Raw genomic sequence first — 13,337 nt, 5'->3', positions numbered from 1 at the left:
ACGGAAGCTATAGCTGGGATTTTTGAGAAGGCGACATTCGTTAAGGTCATTCCACCGAACTTCTCTATCTGAATACAGGATTATCCGACAGTCTGGCATGAACTTCCGCACGCTCAAAATTGCGGACCTGGACTCGATAACATATTTGTCGCCGGTTGCGACAAACACTATATTTAGGGGCAGCTTCACCTGAAAAAGTTGAGTGATTGCGCTCTTTTCGAGAGCCGGCGAGCGTCGTTACGCTAAGTAAATAATTTGCAAGATTTAGGTCATTAGTCTAGCAAGAGTTTGTGATAGAATTGGACCAACACTCCGCATTCAAGACGGTTACAGAAGCTATGGAAAACAGGAATTGATTCAATGGGTATAAATCCTTGCAACCCAAAGCGGAAACTGACCATCCAGTGGATGTGAAAGTTACAAGCGGACATTCGGGCTGCAGCTCATGATGATCCCCAATAACTGGTCCAGAGCTTCAATTGTTCGACTTGTGGTGCAAAGCTCTTCCCGCTACCATTCAAAATATGCCAACCACCTCCCAATTAAAAAAAGCCGTCATCATCAGCGAAAAGCTTGATGCACTCCATGCGGAACTCGCAGCACTTCTTGGCGGTTCATCAGCGCCGGCCAAAGCCGCAAAGGAGCCCAAGGCCAAGGGCCCAGGTCGTCCCAAGAAAGTCAAGCGCACCATGAGTCCCGAAGCGAGGGAAAAGATTGCTGCCGCCCAACGGAAGCGCTGGGCCAAGACAAAGAAGGCAGAAGCGAAAAATTAGCCAGTCCTTCGGAGACCTTCTAGGAGACAGTATGTCATCCCATTCTTCCCTCGTTCCATTCGCTAACGGGAAAAACGCCACGGAATTTGGACGTGCTGTGGTTGAGAAATTAATCCGGCAAGTAGGTGAACTACGTGAAAAAGTTATTCCTGCCGAAAATATCGCCAACATGAGGCATGGACATGGTTGGACCTTCCAACAACAGCGCAAAGAAGGATTCGCGGCTGAAACGGGTGAATTCAAAGTCGAAAGCACTGAGACTTCGTTTCACTATGATCGCATGCTACCGGTGCACCAGACCCAAACAACAAGCCACCCCACACCGTTCGAGTGTGAGGTGGCCGATTTTGTCTGTCAGTGCTTGGTGCTGCCTAGGACCTGGGTGTCTTGAATAATATAGGCCGCCCGTTAGCTGTTGGCATCACGGGCGGCCTGGGTTTTGGTTATGCCGCCGTTGCAGGTGCCGTGACCGCAGGTGCTGTCACGACCACTTCGGCTTGGGCCGGCGCGGTTGGTTGAGGCTCTGCAGCCGGGGCAGGCACTGGAGGGCTTTGTTGGTCCACAATTGGGGCGGCGACAGCGGGGCTTTGTTGCTCCGCTAACTTCGTTTGCCAAAGTTGGGGCACCGGCCACAAACGGTGAAAACCTATTACGACTCGGTCACCCCAACTTGTTATTGCTTCCGGGTCAAATACAGAAACCTCAAAGTTCACTCTCTCAGGAACGGGAAGCGACGGACGATCAAGATCATCGTTAATCGTGATGTGGATTGCATGAAAAGGCTTTGAAGGAAGCCACAGTTCTGGTAGGTAACGGAACTCCACCTCATTAAAGACTCGGTTGACATCGCCGACAGGATAAAAATATGCTTGTGTTGGCATATCTTGCTTCGTTCCGTTTGTAACTAGAGCAAAATAGTTTTTAACACAATGGAACCAGTAATAGTAGGATTCCTGGCGATTTAGACTCAATATATGCTTGTCGCTTAGATCGGGTTCGTTTCGCATATTTCATTTCTGGCTGGTGAATGAATTTAAAAGACCAAAGGCCATTTTGCTAAGCCAGCAGAGCTGCGGCCTCAAGATTCGCTTTTTGATCAATCACCTCCGAGTATGTTTTTAAGATGAGAACTCCGCCGTCTTGATGCCCTTGCCACTTGCTGATTGTTTTTACAGGAACACCCCGTTGAAGCGCGTCAATAATGAACATGCGTCGTAGTGACCGCTGAGAGAAACTCGGCAGCTTGAGGCGCCGACATGCTGAGGCCAAGGCTTTTTTGGGGTCATTGATTTTGAACACTGCGTCTGTCGGCGATGCATCTCGATTTGCCTTCTTAAGGTGCGCAAGGAGAGGGCGGACCTTTGGAAAAATGGGAATTTGATAAGCCGTTCGGGTTTTAACACGGAAGAGTTTGATGAAGCCTCCATCAAGGCTGATGTGCTCATTCCTCAAACCAGAAGTTTCCGCCTGACCAACCCCTGCCCTGCCCATGAACTCCAAGACGTCGGCGGAATCGTCCGCATGATCGGTAAAAGGTTGTGACCGAACTTCAGCCAAGATCGCCTCAAACTCTTCTGGAGTGGGTGCATTACGAATCACACGCGGTCTGCGCAAGGCCTTGAGAAGACGTTTATCGATGGGTGAACGACTGAGTTTACGATTAGCCACGGCGAAATCAAAGAACGCCAGCAACCATTGGCGGCCATGGTTGTATTGAGCAACTCTCCCGTTCCACTGGCTGAGCCATTTGGAGCATTGATTGTGGTCCACCTTTGAAAGCAAGACATGTGCTCCACCGGGCCAGCCGGTTTTCACCAGATCAGCCATCTTTTGATACCGTTTGAGTGTCTTCGGTGCTCCGGTCCTTCCAGAGCGGAATTCCTCCATGTAGGTGTCCAGGAACGTTTTGTGGGCATCGGTGGCCGTGTTTTCCTGATCCTTGAGGAAATCCCTCAGCAGGCGTTTGGCTGGCTCAATGTGGCTCACCTCAAGACTTCTGCGGATGAGCTTGCCAGACCGTCTCACCACCGCATAATAGGTGCCGCTGCTGCGGTAGCGAAACAAGCATGGTGCCACCCGAATCCATTCTCCTTTTTGATCTCTTTTCTCCTCTGCCGTCATGCCGTGGAGATTACGAGTATACAAAAGCAGTATCAACAGGATTTGACAGCACCTGTTTTTTCGCCATAAACAGCTCAGGATCAATCACACCGCGTGGATAGCTCAGTGGTAGAGCGGCTCGTTTACACCGAGTTGGTCGGGGGTTCGAATCCCTCTCCGCGCACCATCTTCCGCCTCAACGAGGCCAAACGGAAGAAACCGCATCAGACGGGATGCTCGTCATGAGTATCACAAGGTGGTTCATGCACACCTCCTGAGCCCTCAAGCCCGGACCGCCCCAAAGATCCTTTCTGAAAAATCTCTGCGGCTTTCCCATCTCTGCGGTGCATCGGCTCAGGCTCCCCTCAGAATCCATTCCTTTGCCCGCCATTCCTTTGCCGAAACAAAAACCGTCCAAACCTTCCCATCCCTCTCACTTCATCTGCGGCGTCAAATCAGGACATCCTTACAGCGGATAAGGCACCTCTAAAGATCCAGCCTCTGAAATGATTCTACCCCCAATTATTTTACCACAATTCTGTCCTTCGGTGCCCCACCGAGTGCTCTCCCAAGACCGGTTCATTCGTCATTCCCGCTTCACTCGCATCCACTTCCGCGCTTCCATCCCGCTCGCCAGTTCCTTCACCCGCACTTCCCACGTGCCCGGATCTTCATTCGGCGCGAGGTCCAGCTTGATTTCAACGATGCCATTCTCAGCGGCATAAAACCCGCTTCCTTCCGCCGCTTTCCCGCTCGCATCACGAACATCCACCCGCACCGGAATCACCGCCTTCGTCGGCGCCTCTTGCGTGGTGGTGATGCTGACCGCAATCTTCGCGCTGTTCCCCACCACCGCGTTCTCCGGCACCTCCAGCTTCAAGCCCAGCAACGGCTTCGGCAGCACCATGAAGATGCGCCCGTCACAAGGCCCCAGATCCACCGGCCAGCTCATCAAGCCATCGGTCCCACGCTTCGGCACGATGAACTGCGTGCCCGTCAGTTCATACACATTCGCCGATTCCACCTTCAAGCTCACCACCCCGCTCGATGGGACCCCGTTCTCCATCACCAGCCCATGCTGGCCCACATAGTTGCCGAACTCGCGTTTGTCGTTCACCACAAACACATAGGTCGCATCCCCAAACTTCCGCGTGCGCACGATGATCTCCGGATTGTCGCACATCGCCTTCTGCGGCAGCGCGAACCCGCCCACCGTCTTCGCCATTTCCAGCACCTTCGCCTTGTCCTCATCCGCCTTCTTCACCCGCTTGAAACTCGGCAATAGGAAGTCCGCCTTCAGCGCCGGACACAGAAACTCATCCGCCACGATCTTGCCGCCCTTCTTCTGCCAGTCCTGAATCCGCGTCACCACGCCCTTCGTCAGCACATCACAATACGGCATCACCAAGACCTTGCGGCCACTCAGCCCGTTCTTGAGCAGTGTCTCCTCAAACAGCATGTCCGTCTGCACATGCGCATGCTGCAGCGCCAGCCACACATCCGCCGCCCAGTCCGTGTTGTTCCCGTAGCTGCCGCGATGCGCAAACATCTGCGAAGTAAAACTCTCCAAAAACGCCACCTCACTCCGCTCATCCGGAATCGCCATCAGCGACGGCCCCAGCGGCTCAATCACATCATGCAGCAACTGCTTGAGCACCGGCGCAGTGTTTGAATTCGTGAAGCGATACCCACCCGGACTGTCCGTCTGCACCAGCGACTGCCACCCGTGATACATGATCCCCTGAATCGGACGCGAGATCTTCGTCCACAGCGCCTCCTTTAAATGCATCGGCGCGATCGTGATATACGCCGCATCAGGATCATGATCCTGCCACGCCACAACCTCACCCGGCGCCTTGCTGCCAATCGGTGCCGTCTGGGAGCGATACCAGATCAACTGCGTCATCTTCATCACCCGCTGGTTCCTCCCTGTCGCCGCACTCATCGCAAACAACTGATCCGCACACATCCCGATCTTCAGCGGATCAGGATAAGTGTAGGTCCAGTGCGAGATCACATCCACGCCACCACCCGCACCGCTGATGCTCGGCTGCCGCACCGCCGGATCAAAGAACGTCCACACCTTGCTGCTCTTCACCCCCTTGTGCAGCGCCGTATGCAGTCCATTCCAGCCATCCCCCACCGTCCAGAACCAGCGCAGGTATTTCAAAATCGGATGGTCATCCGCGATCACCCGATCCACCGGAAAGTCCTTCATCTTCGTCCAGTCCACGCCCCACTTCGCCGACACCTCCGCAGGAATCTCCGCCTTCGCAAACTTCTGATAAGCCTCCACATCCACCGCATTGAAACTCACCTGCGTGTTGTCCCTCACCTCCGTATCAATCAACGCCGTCGTGAACGCAGGATGATCCCCATACGCCTTCGCCACACTCATCCCCACCACTTGAAAAAAAGAAGCAAAGTCCGGCAGCGACGCACAGATGTCCTGCCGCGCATAAGCCTTCCCATCACGCCCAATGCGCAGGTTCTTCTCCTCCGACTCCAGCGCATGCGCCGGCGACAGACTCGCAATGACCTCCAGCCCATTCGCCAGCGCCTGATCAAGCATCGCCCGGTTCTTCGCCATCACCTCCGGCTTCGTCGGCGGCACGATCTTCTTCTGGTGCCACATCTCACTGTAGTCAGCACCCAGACCGATAAAATGCGTGAACCCAAGATCCTTCACCCGCTCCATCTCCTCACCACTGCCCCCCCACATGATCACCGGCATCCGCTCCGGCACTCGCGCCACCAGTTTCAGCGTGGCCGCTTGCTCGGTCGCATAATCACCCGTCTCAAACCGCGCCCGCAATTCATAGTCATCCGCCTTGAGCGCCGTGTTGAACAAATATTTGGCCGTAAAACTCTTCCCCATTGCCAGATCCGACACAAGAAACTCCTCCGTTGTCCCACCCAGACTCACCTTGAGCCTCGCCGCCTTCAGCACCTCTCGTTGCAAATTAGTGCAAACAATCTCCACCGGCTTCGCCGTCTCCATCCGCCGCCACACACTGCGCCCTGCCACAATCTGCATCGCGATGCGTTCAAAACTCAGCACCCCCTCACAAACACGCACCTCATCGATCAACCCCGGGAACCCGCCATAATTACTCCCCAGCCGGTCCCCAATGCTCAACGGTTTCATTCCCTGCATCACATTGCCAAAACCTGCCAGCTTCGCGCCCCCCGCCGCCACGCCATTCCGATAAAATTTTCCATCGCCGGCACCATCATACGTAAACGCCACATGCTGCCACACGTCCGTCTCCAGCTTGAACGGCAGCGAGTAAATCGTCTTCGATTGCTCTCCAAATCCTAACGTTACCCACATTCTCCTCAATCCGCCCTTATCTGCATCACCAATCTGCCACTGGTAGTCCGTGTGATCGACATACTTCTTGTCCAGCAGGAAGCAGCGCAGCCTCGGCTCAAACGCCGCCTTCGGCTTGATCCACATCTCCAGCGTAAACGCCCCTTTCACAGGCTTCACCGCCACCACTGCCGCATGTCGTTGATCCTCAACCGGAAACCCCGGGAACGACTCCAAAGCCCCGCCAAACTTGCCTTTTGGATTCAAGACTGCCCCATGCAGCTCCACATCCTTGGACTCTTCATCAAATTTCCAAAATCCCAGCACATGCGGTCCGGTGGCGTCCTCCTTTGCATAACCTGTCTCCCAAGTCTCCTGCAGCGCAGAATGCGCAACCCATGGAAAGCAGAGTCCTAACAGTATAAGAAAGCGAACGGATTGGAACATGGCTCACTCATACGCATCATGAGTGCACTTCAATTCACGCCTTCACCGCCCACCGCAGCTTTGCAGGGGCTGCACGTGGATTGTCACGGGTCTCCTGCGAAGTGGGACGAATCACTTCATCATTGGTGGCGCTGAAAATACCGCTGCGCAGTCCTTCACGGAAAAGATGCTTCACGCGGCGGTCCTCACCCGAGTGGAAGGTGAGAATGCATACACGTGCACCACTGCGCAAACAGGTGGGCAATTGACGCAAAAAAGTGTCAAGCGCGGTAAATTCCTCGTTCACGGCGATGCGCAGGGCCTGGAAAACGCGGCGCACGGTGGCGTCACGATCCTCCTCATTCACCCGGTGCGGCAGCGCGCGGCGCACCGCTTCGGCCAGTGACCGCGTGGTGGCGTGATCCGTTTCAGCAAGCGCCTGAGCGAGCAGTTTCGCGTGCGGCTCATCCGCATTGTCGCTGAGAATGGCGGTGAACTTTTCCGCACTGAGTTTTTGCAGAAACTCGCGCGCAGAGACACCGCGTTGCGGATTCATGCGCATGTCGAGCGGGCCGTCGTGCTTGAAGCTGAACCCACGGGCGGGATTGTCGAACTGCATGGAGGAGCAGCCGAGGTCGGCGAGGAGCACGTCCGCACCATCGCTCCAGCCGAGTTCGCCAAGGGCGCGGGGCAGCCCGGCGAAGTTCATGCGCTTCACGACAAGGGCCGATTCTTCGCAACCGCTGGCACGCAAGCGCGCCTCAGTGCGTACAATTTCCAAAGGATCTTGATCGAGGGCGAGCAGGGTGCCGCCCGGTTGCACGGCTTTCAGCAAGGCACCGGCATGGCCGCCATAGCCCAGCGTGCAGTCCACGGCTCGTTCACCGGGCTGGGGTGCAAGAATTTGCATAATCTTGCTCAGCAAAATCGGCACATGCTGACCTGCAGGCGTTTTCCCGGATGCTCGCACCTTTGCAATGGTTTCGGCATAGCGCTCAGGATTGAGCTCCTTGTACTTGTCTTCAAAACGTCGCGGATTCTTGCCAGAATAACGCGGCCGACGGCGATGCGGTGTTGGAACTTCGGCTTCGCTCACAGCTCGTTGTATTTGGCGTTCGATCCACGTGCCTTTGCCACGGGATAGCGTGTTTCATTGCGCTCAATCTTGTCGAGCATCACCTGACCGAGATCGACACCGAGATTGTGAGCCAGTTCAAAGAGCAGGATGGCCACATCGGCCATTTCGTCCTTCAGTTCCGGCATTTTGTCCTGAACCCTCTGCTCAATCTGCTCCGGCCGCTGCCAGACGAAGTGCTGCAGCAGCTCCCCCGCCTCCGCCGTGATGGCGATGGCGAGTTCCTTCGGGCTGTGAAACTGCATCCAGTCCCGGGCGTCACGAAACGCACAGATGCGGGCGGTGATTTGTTCGATGCTCATGCAGCATGATGCAGGCACGCGCACGCAGGAGCAACCGGGAAGGAGACAAGATGCGCTCATTCAGTCGCAAGACGTGCTGGACACCGCGACGTAGATTGTAGATGCTCATCCCTATGAATATTCACCGCCAACTCGCGCTCATCGCCTGCCTCGCCGCCTGCACCACCCTTCAAGCCGCCGGAGATGCTCCGGTGGATTTCGTCAAACAGATCAAACCGATCCTGGCTGACCGCTGTGTCGAGTGCCACAACTCGGAAACACTGCTCGGAGAGCTCAATTTGCAGACACGTGCACTGGCCTTCAAAAAGCGCAAAACCGGGCCGGTGATCGTGCCGAAGAATGCGGAGAAAAGCATGCTCTATCTCGTGCTGACGCTGCCGGCCAAGGATCTGAAAGCCATGCCCGCCACCGGCCACCGCATTCCGAAGGATGAAGTGAACCTCATCCGCCAATGGATCACCGAGGGCGCCAACTGGCCCGAGGGCAAAGAAGGTGCCATGACGCCGGAGCACAAAAAATCCAAAAAGTAGCAGGTGGGCACGGCGAACTGCTCCCGGCTTGAATAGTGCATAATCGGGGGTAGGTGCGCTTCCACCATGAAACGCCTGAGCTTCCTGACGGTCTTCTTTCTCACCACGGTCTGCCGACTGCATGCGCTGGAGATTCCGCCCGGAGGCAGGGATGTGAGCAGAGAGGCGGCCTTGGAGGCATGGGCATCCAAGGCTGTCGGGAAGGCAGAAGACCTGAAACTCGGCAGGCGCATCACCATCACGCGGGCAGATGCTGGCACGGCGTACTCAGCGCAGTTTACGGCACTGGTGGACGAGGGCATCGCGAAGGACGAGCGGGTGCTGGCAATCATCAAGGCGCGGGTCGTCGGCAATGCGGCATCAGGGGAGGTTCAGGCGAAGCTGCAGCTGCGCACCGCGCCATACACGGCGTTTGCTGATTCCATCGTCGTGGACATTCATCGTGAGTGGACGGAGCAGCCGGTGACTTTCGTTTCCAGTGAAGCGATTCAGGCGGGCACGGCTGCCGTCGTGCTGCTGTGCGGACACAAGGAGCAGAGCATCGAGGTCGAAAGCATTCGCGTGCTCAAGTATCCGGCCAGCACCGATGTCAGCCTTTTCCCGCGGGCCAAGATGAGCAAGCGAAGCTACCCAGGCCGGGAACCAGATGCGCCCTGGCGCAAGGCGGCGCTGGACCGCATCGAGCAGCACCGCAAGGCGGATCTCTCCATGATTGTCACGGGTGATGACGGCAAACCTGCGGCCAACACGGAGGTGAAACTCACGCTGCATCGTCATGCCTTTGAGTTTGGAACAGCGGTGGTGGCTAAGCGTTTCAGCGGTGAAAGCGAAGACGACAAGCGCTACCGCGACATCATTGACCGGCTCTTCAGCATTGTGGTGTTTGAGAATGATTTGAAGGATGGCAACTGGTCGCCGGATTTGGATGAGAAACGCAAGGCTCAACGGAATGCGGAGCTGGACCAGGCCTTTGCGTGGCTGGCGGAGCGCCACATTCCTGTGCGCGGGCATTACCTGATGCAGGTGGCCACGCCGTTCAATCTGCATGACATCAAAGACAGCATGGTCATTCGCGAGCGCACGCTCGCGAGTGTGAAGGAGCGGCTGGAGTTTGTGAAAGACCGTGTCATCGAGTGGGATGTGATCAACCACCCCATCGCCTGGAACGGTGCGGACATGCTGAACAAGCGACCCGGTCTGGAGCAACTTGACCGTGACGTTTTCAAGCTGGCAAGATCCCTGACCAAGCTGCCTTTTTGTGTGAATGAGGATCAGGTGTTCCGCCCGGGGCCGCAATGTGATGACACTTTCACTTACATTGAGGCACTGAACAAGGCGGGGCTCACCGTCTATGGACTGGGCAATCAGGCGCATTTTGATGAAAGCTACCTGCCTTCGCCCGAGCACCTGCTCGCGGTGACAGATCGCTTTGCCGCGGTGGTGCCGCATCAGTGCATCACCGAGTATGACATCGTGACCACGGAGGATGAGGAGCTGGCGGCGGATTACACACGCGATGTGCTCATCGCAGTGTTCAGCCATCCGGCTTACACCAGCTTTTTGCTCTGGGGCTTTTGGGAAGGCTCCCATTGGAAACCTGCGGCCGCGTCATGGAACAAGGACTGGAGCATCCGCAAGCGAGGCGAAGTGCTGGAAGAATGGATCGGCCGCAAATGGCACACGGAAGTCACTTTGAAAACGAACGCCAAAGGCAAGGTGAAATGGCGCGGCTTCCCCGGCTGGTATGAAGTGCAGGCGACAGGCCACAAGCCGGTGATTGCCAAGCCGACCTGGTGAAACAAGTTCCGCGCACATCGTGATGAGGAATCTCGCAGCTGCGGTCCACACCGATTTGCGCTGAATCTTTTTTCATGCGCAACCAACACGGGATGGGTGGGTTTGACGGGAAACAAACCCCGCTCATGAACACCGCGATTCGCCCCTTTCACATTCCGCTCAGCCGTCGCAAGCTGCTGCACAGCCTGCTGCTGACCACCGGCGGGATCATCACCGGCAGTGTGTATGCCGAGGCGCTCACACTGACGCCGCGCGCGACGGAAGGGCCGTATTATCCTGACCACCTGCCGCTGGATCAGGACAATGATCTCACGATGATCATCGGTGGTAAAGCCCCTGCGAGCGGGGTGGTGACAGAGTTCGGTGGACGACTGCTGAATGTGGATGGCAAGCCGATTCAAGATGCGGTGATCGAGCTCTGGCAGTCTGACAACAACGGCTGCTACATCCACAGCCGGGGCACGCAGCAGGGCAAGGAGCGCGATCCGCAGTTTCAGGGCTATGGGAAAATCGAAACGAACGCCAAGGGTGAATATCGCTTCCGGACCATCCTGCCCGGCTTGTACACGGGCCGCACGCTGCACTACCACATCCGCGTGAAGCAAAACGAAAAAAGCATGCTGACCACGCAGCTGTTCATCGCAGGCATTCCGCAGAATGACCGCGACGGCATTCTGCGCAGCATGGGCACGGAGCAGCAGCGTCTCTCCGTCATTCGCGAGTTCAAACCCATGAGTGCCGAGAGCAAGGAACTCGCCGCCACCTGGGACATTGTGATTGGCCACACGCCGGAAGAGCCGGATCAACGCGGTCGTGGTCCCGGAGGTCCGGGCGGGCCACAGCCGCGCCGGCGTGACAGTGCGGCGGTGGGTGATCGGGACATCCAAGATCTGGTCCTGGGCCCATCACCGTTCTAACCAGGCCTGCCTGTGCGTGTCCGAAAGAAGCTGCTCCACGAACTTGGGCAGCTCCACAGACACCGGGCCGATGACGCGCTCACGGAACTGGCGTGAGATTTCGGTGTTCTCGATGTTGAACTCGATGAGGCGGCAGGAGCGGTTTTGCGCAGCCATCTGGGCGAAGCCTGCGGCAGGATACACCACGCCGGATGTGCCGATGCAGAGAAAAATCTCTGCGCTCTTCAAGGCATTCATGATGGTCTCCATCTCGAATGGGAACTCGCCAAACCAGACGATGTGCGGACGCATGCCGCCGATTTCGCCACAGGCACGGCAGCGTGTGCCGGATGACAAGTCTTTGCTCCAGGACAACACTGCGCCGCAGAGTTCGCAGCGGGCCTTGAGGAGCTCGCCGTGCATGTGGATGAGTTTTTCACTGCCAGCGCGTTCGTGCAGATCGTCCACGTTTTGGGTGACGAGGAGAAACCGGCCCTGCCATTCGCGCTCCAGACGGGCGAGAGCGAGATGGCCTGCATTGGGCTCCACAGTGCTCAGCGCGGCACGACGCAGGTTGTAAAAGTGATGAACGAGTTCGGGATCGCGTGCGAAACCTTCGGGCGAGGCCACCTCCTCAATGCGATGACCTTCCCAGAGTCCATCTGCTCCGCGAAACGTCGGCACGCCGGATTCAGCGGACATGCCCGCACCGGTAAGCACGACGATGTTTCGCTCCGCACTCATTTTTTGGGCTGACGCTGCCGGACGCATTCAAACAAACACACGCCGGTGGCGACGGAGACATTGAGGCATTCGACTTTGCCGCCCATGGGAATCTTGACGAGGAAGTCGCAGTGCTCGCCGGTGAGGCGGCGCATGCCTGTGCCTTCCGCACCCATGACGATGCCGATGCCGCCTTTGAGATCGAGATCGTAGAGGCTCTGCGTGGATTCATCCGCCGTGCCGACGAGCCAGATGCCGAGTTCTTTGAGCTTGTCCATGGCACGGACGAGGTTGGTGACGCGGACGAGCGGGATGTTTTCCGCACCGCCGCAGGCCACGCGGACGACGGTCTCGGTGATGGGCGCGGTTTTGTCCTTGGGCATGATCACGGCGCAGACACCTGCGGCATCGGCGGTGCGCAGGCAGGCGCCGAGATTGTGGGGGTCCTGAACGCAATCGAGGATCAGGACGAGCGGGCTGGTCTTGCCTTCGAGAATGGAGGGGATGTCTCCTTCTTCGTAGACACGCACGTGGTTGTCAGAACGGGAGTGGCGGTTCTGGCGGGCGACGGGTTGTTCGGGACGGTTGGGGCGCATGTGTTTCCCGACAGTGTGCCGTGAAAGGGGTTTTGGCAAAATGATAGAAGCAGCGGCTTGCAGGCTGTGTGAAGTGGCGGGAGGGATTTGCTATGAAGACAATCCTCAAGCGCCGATGGATGTGGGTCGCCGTTTTGGCCGTGGCGGGACTGAGTTTCGTGTTTGGCTGCGAGTGGTGGGTCGAGCGAAGCGCGGAAGGCCGGTGCTTTGATGCGGTGGAGGGCGTGCCTGAGGCTCCGGTTGCGGTGGTACTGGGCACCTCGGCAAGACTTGCTGACGGCAGGGCCAATCTGTTCTTTCTCCCACGCATGGAGGCTGCAGCGGCTTTGTTTAAAGCAGGCAAGGTGAAGGCGCTGATCGTGAGTGGTGACAACGGTACACAGGGCTATGATGAGCCCACTGACATGAAGCGAGTGCTGATGCAGATGGGAGTGCCGGCGGAGAAGGTGGTGTGCGACTATGCGGGATTTCGCACGCTGGACTCGGTGGTACGGGCCAAAGAGGTCTTTGGGCAGCAGCGCGTGATTTTTGTTTCACAGCGATTTCACAATGCGCGAGCCATTTATCTGGCGCGTGCGTTTGGAATCGAGGCGTACGGGCTGGATGCCACGGATGTGCCGGTGGCCCTTTCTGTGAAAACTTTTCTGCGGGAGAAACTGGCCTGCGTCAAAGCGGTGCTGGATGTGAACGTGCTCGGCACCAAGCCGAGGTTTCTCGGTGAGAAGGTGAGCGTGCCGTTGGAGTGA

General features: G+C 57.1%; 13 protein-coding genes and 1 tRNA gene. 7 read left to right on the top strand and 7 right to left on the bottom strand.

Going from position 1 to position 13,337, the window contains the following annotated elements:
• The first annotated feature begins 479 nt into the window (after nucleotides 1–479).
• Both AC3RLQ_RS25250 and AC3RLQ_RS25245 read left to right on the top strand, forming a co-directional pair.
• Nucleotides 480–773, top strand: coding sequence for a hypothetical protein (locus tag AC3RLQ_RS25250; RefSeq protein WP_493031426.1), 294 nt, complete (start codon nucleotides 480–482; stop codon nucleotides 771–773).
• A 31-nt stretch (nucleotides 774–804) separates the two neighbouring features.
• Entirely contained in the window at nucleotides 805–1,164 is a 360-nt protein-coding gene (locus tag AC3RLQ_RS25245) for a hypothetical protein (RefSeq protein ID WP_493031424.1), read from the top strand.
• A 52-nt stretch (nucleotides 1,165–1,216) separates the two neighbouring features.
• On the opposite strand, the gene AC3RLQ_RS25240 is transcribed toward AC3RLQ_RS25245, so the two are convergent.
• Together AC3RLQ_RS25240 and AC3RLQ_RS25235 are read right to left on the bottom strand one after the other, a co-directional pair.
• On the bottom strand, nucleotides 1,217–1,780 hold the full coding sequence (locus AC3RLQ_RS25240) for a hypothetical protein (protein ID WP_493031422.1): 564 nt from the start codon (nucleotides 1,778–1,780) through the stop codon (nucleotides 1,217–1,219).
• Between the two features lie 49 nt (nucleotides 1,781–1,829).
• On the bottom strand, nucleotides 1,830–2,894 hold the full coding sequence (locus AC3RLQ_RS25235) for a tyrosine-type recombinase/integrase (RefSeq protein WP_493031421.1): 1,065 nt from the start codon (nucleotides 2,892–2,894) through the stop codon (nucleotides 1,830–1,832).
• Between the two features lie 91 nt (nucleotides 2,895–2,985).
• Here AC3RLQ_RS25235 and AC3RLQ_RS25230 point away from each other — a divergent pair.
• Nucleotides 2,986–3,060, top strand: a tRNA-Val gene (locus AC3RLQ_RS25230).
• Between the two features lie 399 nt (nucleotides 3,061–3,459).
• Here AC3RLQ_RS25230 and AC3RLQ_RS25225 read toward each other — a convergent pair.
• Genes AC3RLQ_RS25225 through AC3RLQ_RS25215 form a run of 3 tightly spaced genes read right to left on the bottom strand, consistent with a single transcriptional unit; the run spans nucleotide 3,460 to nucleotide 8,049 of the window.
• A complete protein-coding gene (locus tag AC3RLQ_RS25225; protein WP_493031419.1) occupies nucleotides 3,460–6,633 on the bottom strand; it encodes a LamG domain-containing protein in 3,174 nt (1,057 codons plus the stop codon).
• Nucleotides 6,634–6,667: 34 nt separating this feature from the next.
• Complete coding sequence (gene rsmH / locus AC3RLQ_RS25220; RefSeq protein ID WP_493031417.1) at nucleotides 6,668–7,708, bottom strand: 16S rRNA (cytosine(1402)-N(4))-methyltransferase RsmH; 1,041 nt, start codon at nucleotides 7,706–7,708, stop codon at nucleotides 6,668–6,670.
• Nucleotides 7,705–8,049 (bottom strand): nucleotide pyrophosphohydrolase, encoded by a 345-nt coding sequence (locus tag AC3RLQ_RS25215; RefSeq protein ID WP_493031416.1) that lies wholly within the window; start codon nucleotides 8,047–8,049, stop codon nucleotides 7,705–7,707. The genes rsmH and AC3RLQ_RS25215 overlap by 4 nt, the downstream gene beginning before the upstream one ends.
• 113 nt (nucleotides 8,050–8,162) lie before the next feature.
• On the opposite strand from AC3RLQ_RS25215, the gene AC3RLQ_RS25210 reads away from it, so the two are divergent.
• From AC3RLQ_RS25210 to AC3RLQ_RS25200, 3 genes are all read left to right on the top strand, one after another.
• Nucleotides 8,163–8,579, top strand: coding sequence for a c-type cytochrome domain-containing protein (locus AC3RLQ_RS25210; RefSeq protein WP_493031414.1), 417 nt, complete (start codon nucleotides 8,163–8,165; stop codon nucleotides 8,577–8,579).
• Between the two features lie 66 nt (nucleotides 8,580–8,645).
• Nucleotides 8,646–10,376: an endo-1,4-beta-xylanase gene (locus AC3RLQ_RS25205; protein WP_493031413.1), complete on the top strand. Its 1,731-nt coding sequence runs from the start codon at nucleotides 8,646–8,648 to the stop codon at nucleotides 10,374–10,376.
• Between the two features lie 125 nt (nucleotides 10,377–10,501).
• Nucleotides 10,502–11,293 (top strand): dioxygenase family protein, encoded by a 792-nt coding sequence (locus AC3RLQ_RS25200; protein WP_493031412.1) that lies wholly within the window; start codon nucleotides 10,502–10,504, stop codon nucleotides 11,291–11,293.
• On the opposite strand, the gene AC3RLQ_RS25195 is transcribed toward AC3RLQ_RS25200, so the two are convergent.
• Both AC3RLQ_RS25195 and rlmB read right to left on the bottom strand, forming a co-directional pair.
• Nucleotides 11,282–12,016, bottom strand: coding sequence for an NAD-dependent deacylase (locus AC3RLQ_RS25195; protein WP_493031411.1), 735 nt, complete (start codon nucleotides 12,014–12,016; stop codon nucleotides 11,282–11,284). The genes AC3RLQ_RS25200 and AC3RLQ_RS25195 overlap by 12 nt on opposite strands.
• Complete coding sequence (gene rlmB, locus AC3RLQ_RS25190) at nucleotides 12,013–12,591, bottom strand: 23S rRNA (guanosine(2251)-2'-O)-methyltransferase RlmB (RefSeq protein ID WP_493031410.1); 579 nt, start codon at nucleotides 12,589–12,591, stop codon at nucleotides 12,013–12,015. Before rlmB ends, AC3RLQ_RS25195 begins: the two co-directional genes overlap by 4 nt.
• A 92-nt stretch (nucleotides 12,592–12,683) precedes the next feature.
• On the opposite strand from rlmB, the gene AC3RLQ_RS25185 reads away from it, so the two are divergent.
• The gene (locus AC3RLQ_RS25185; RefSeq protein WP_493031409.1) at nucleotides 12,684–13,337 is read left to right on the top strand and encodes a SanA/YdcF family protein; all 654 of its coding nucleotides are present in this window, start codon (nucleotides 12,684–12,686) and stop codon (nucleotides 13,335–13,337) included.

This window comes from Prosthecobacter sp. GW821-HT29F12 (genome assembly GCF_058803405.1).
The sequence above is the reverse complement of the archived record's forward strand: the minus strand, read 5'-3'. Positions and strand labels throughout refer to the sequence as shown.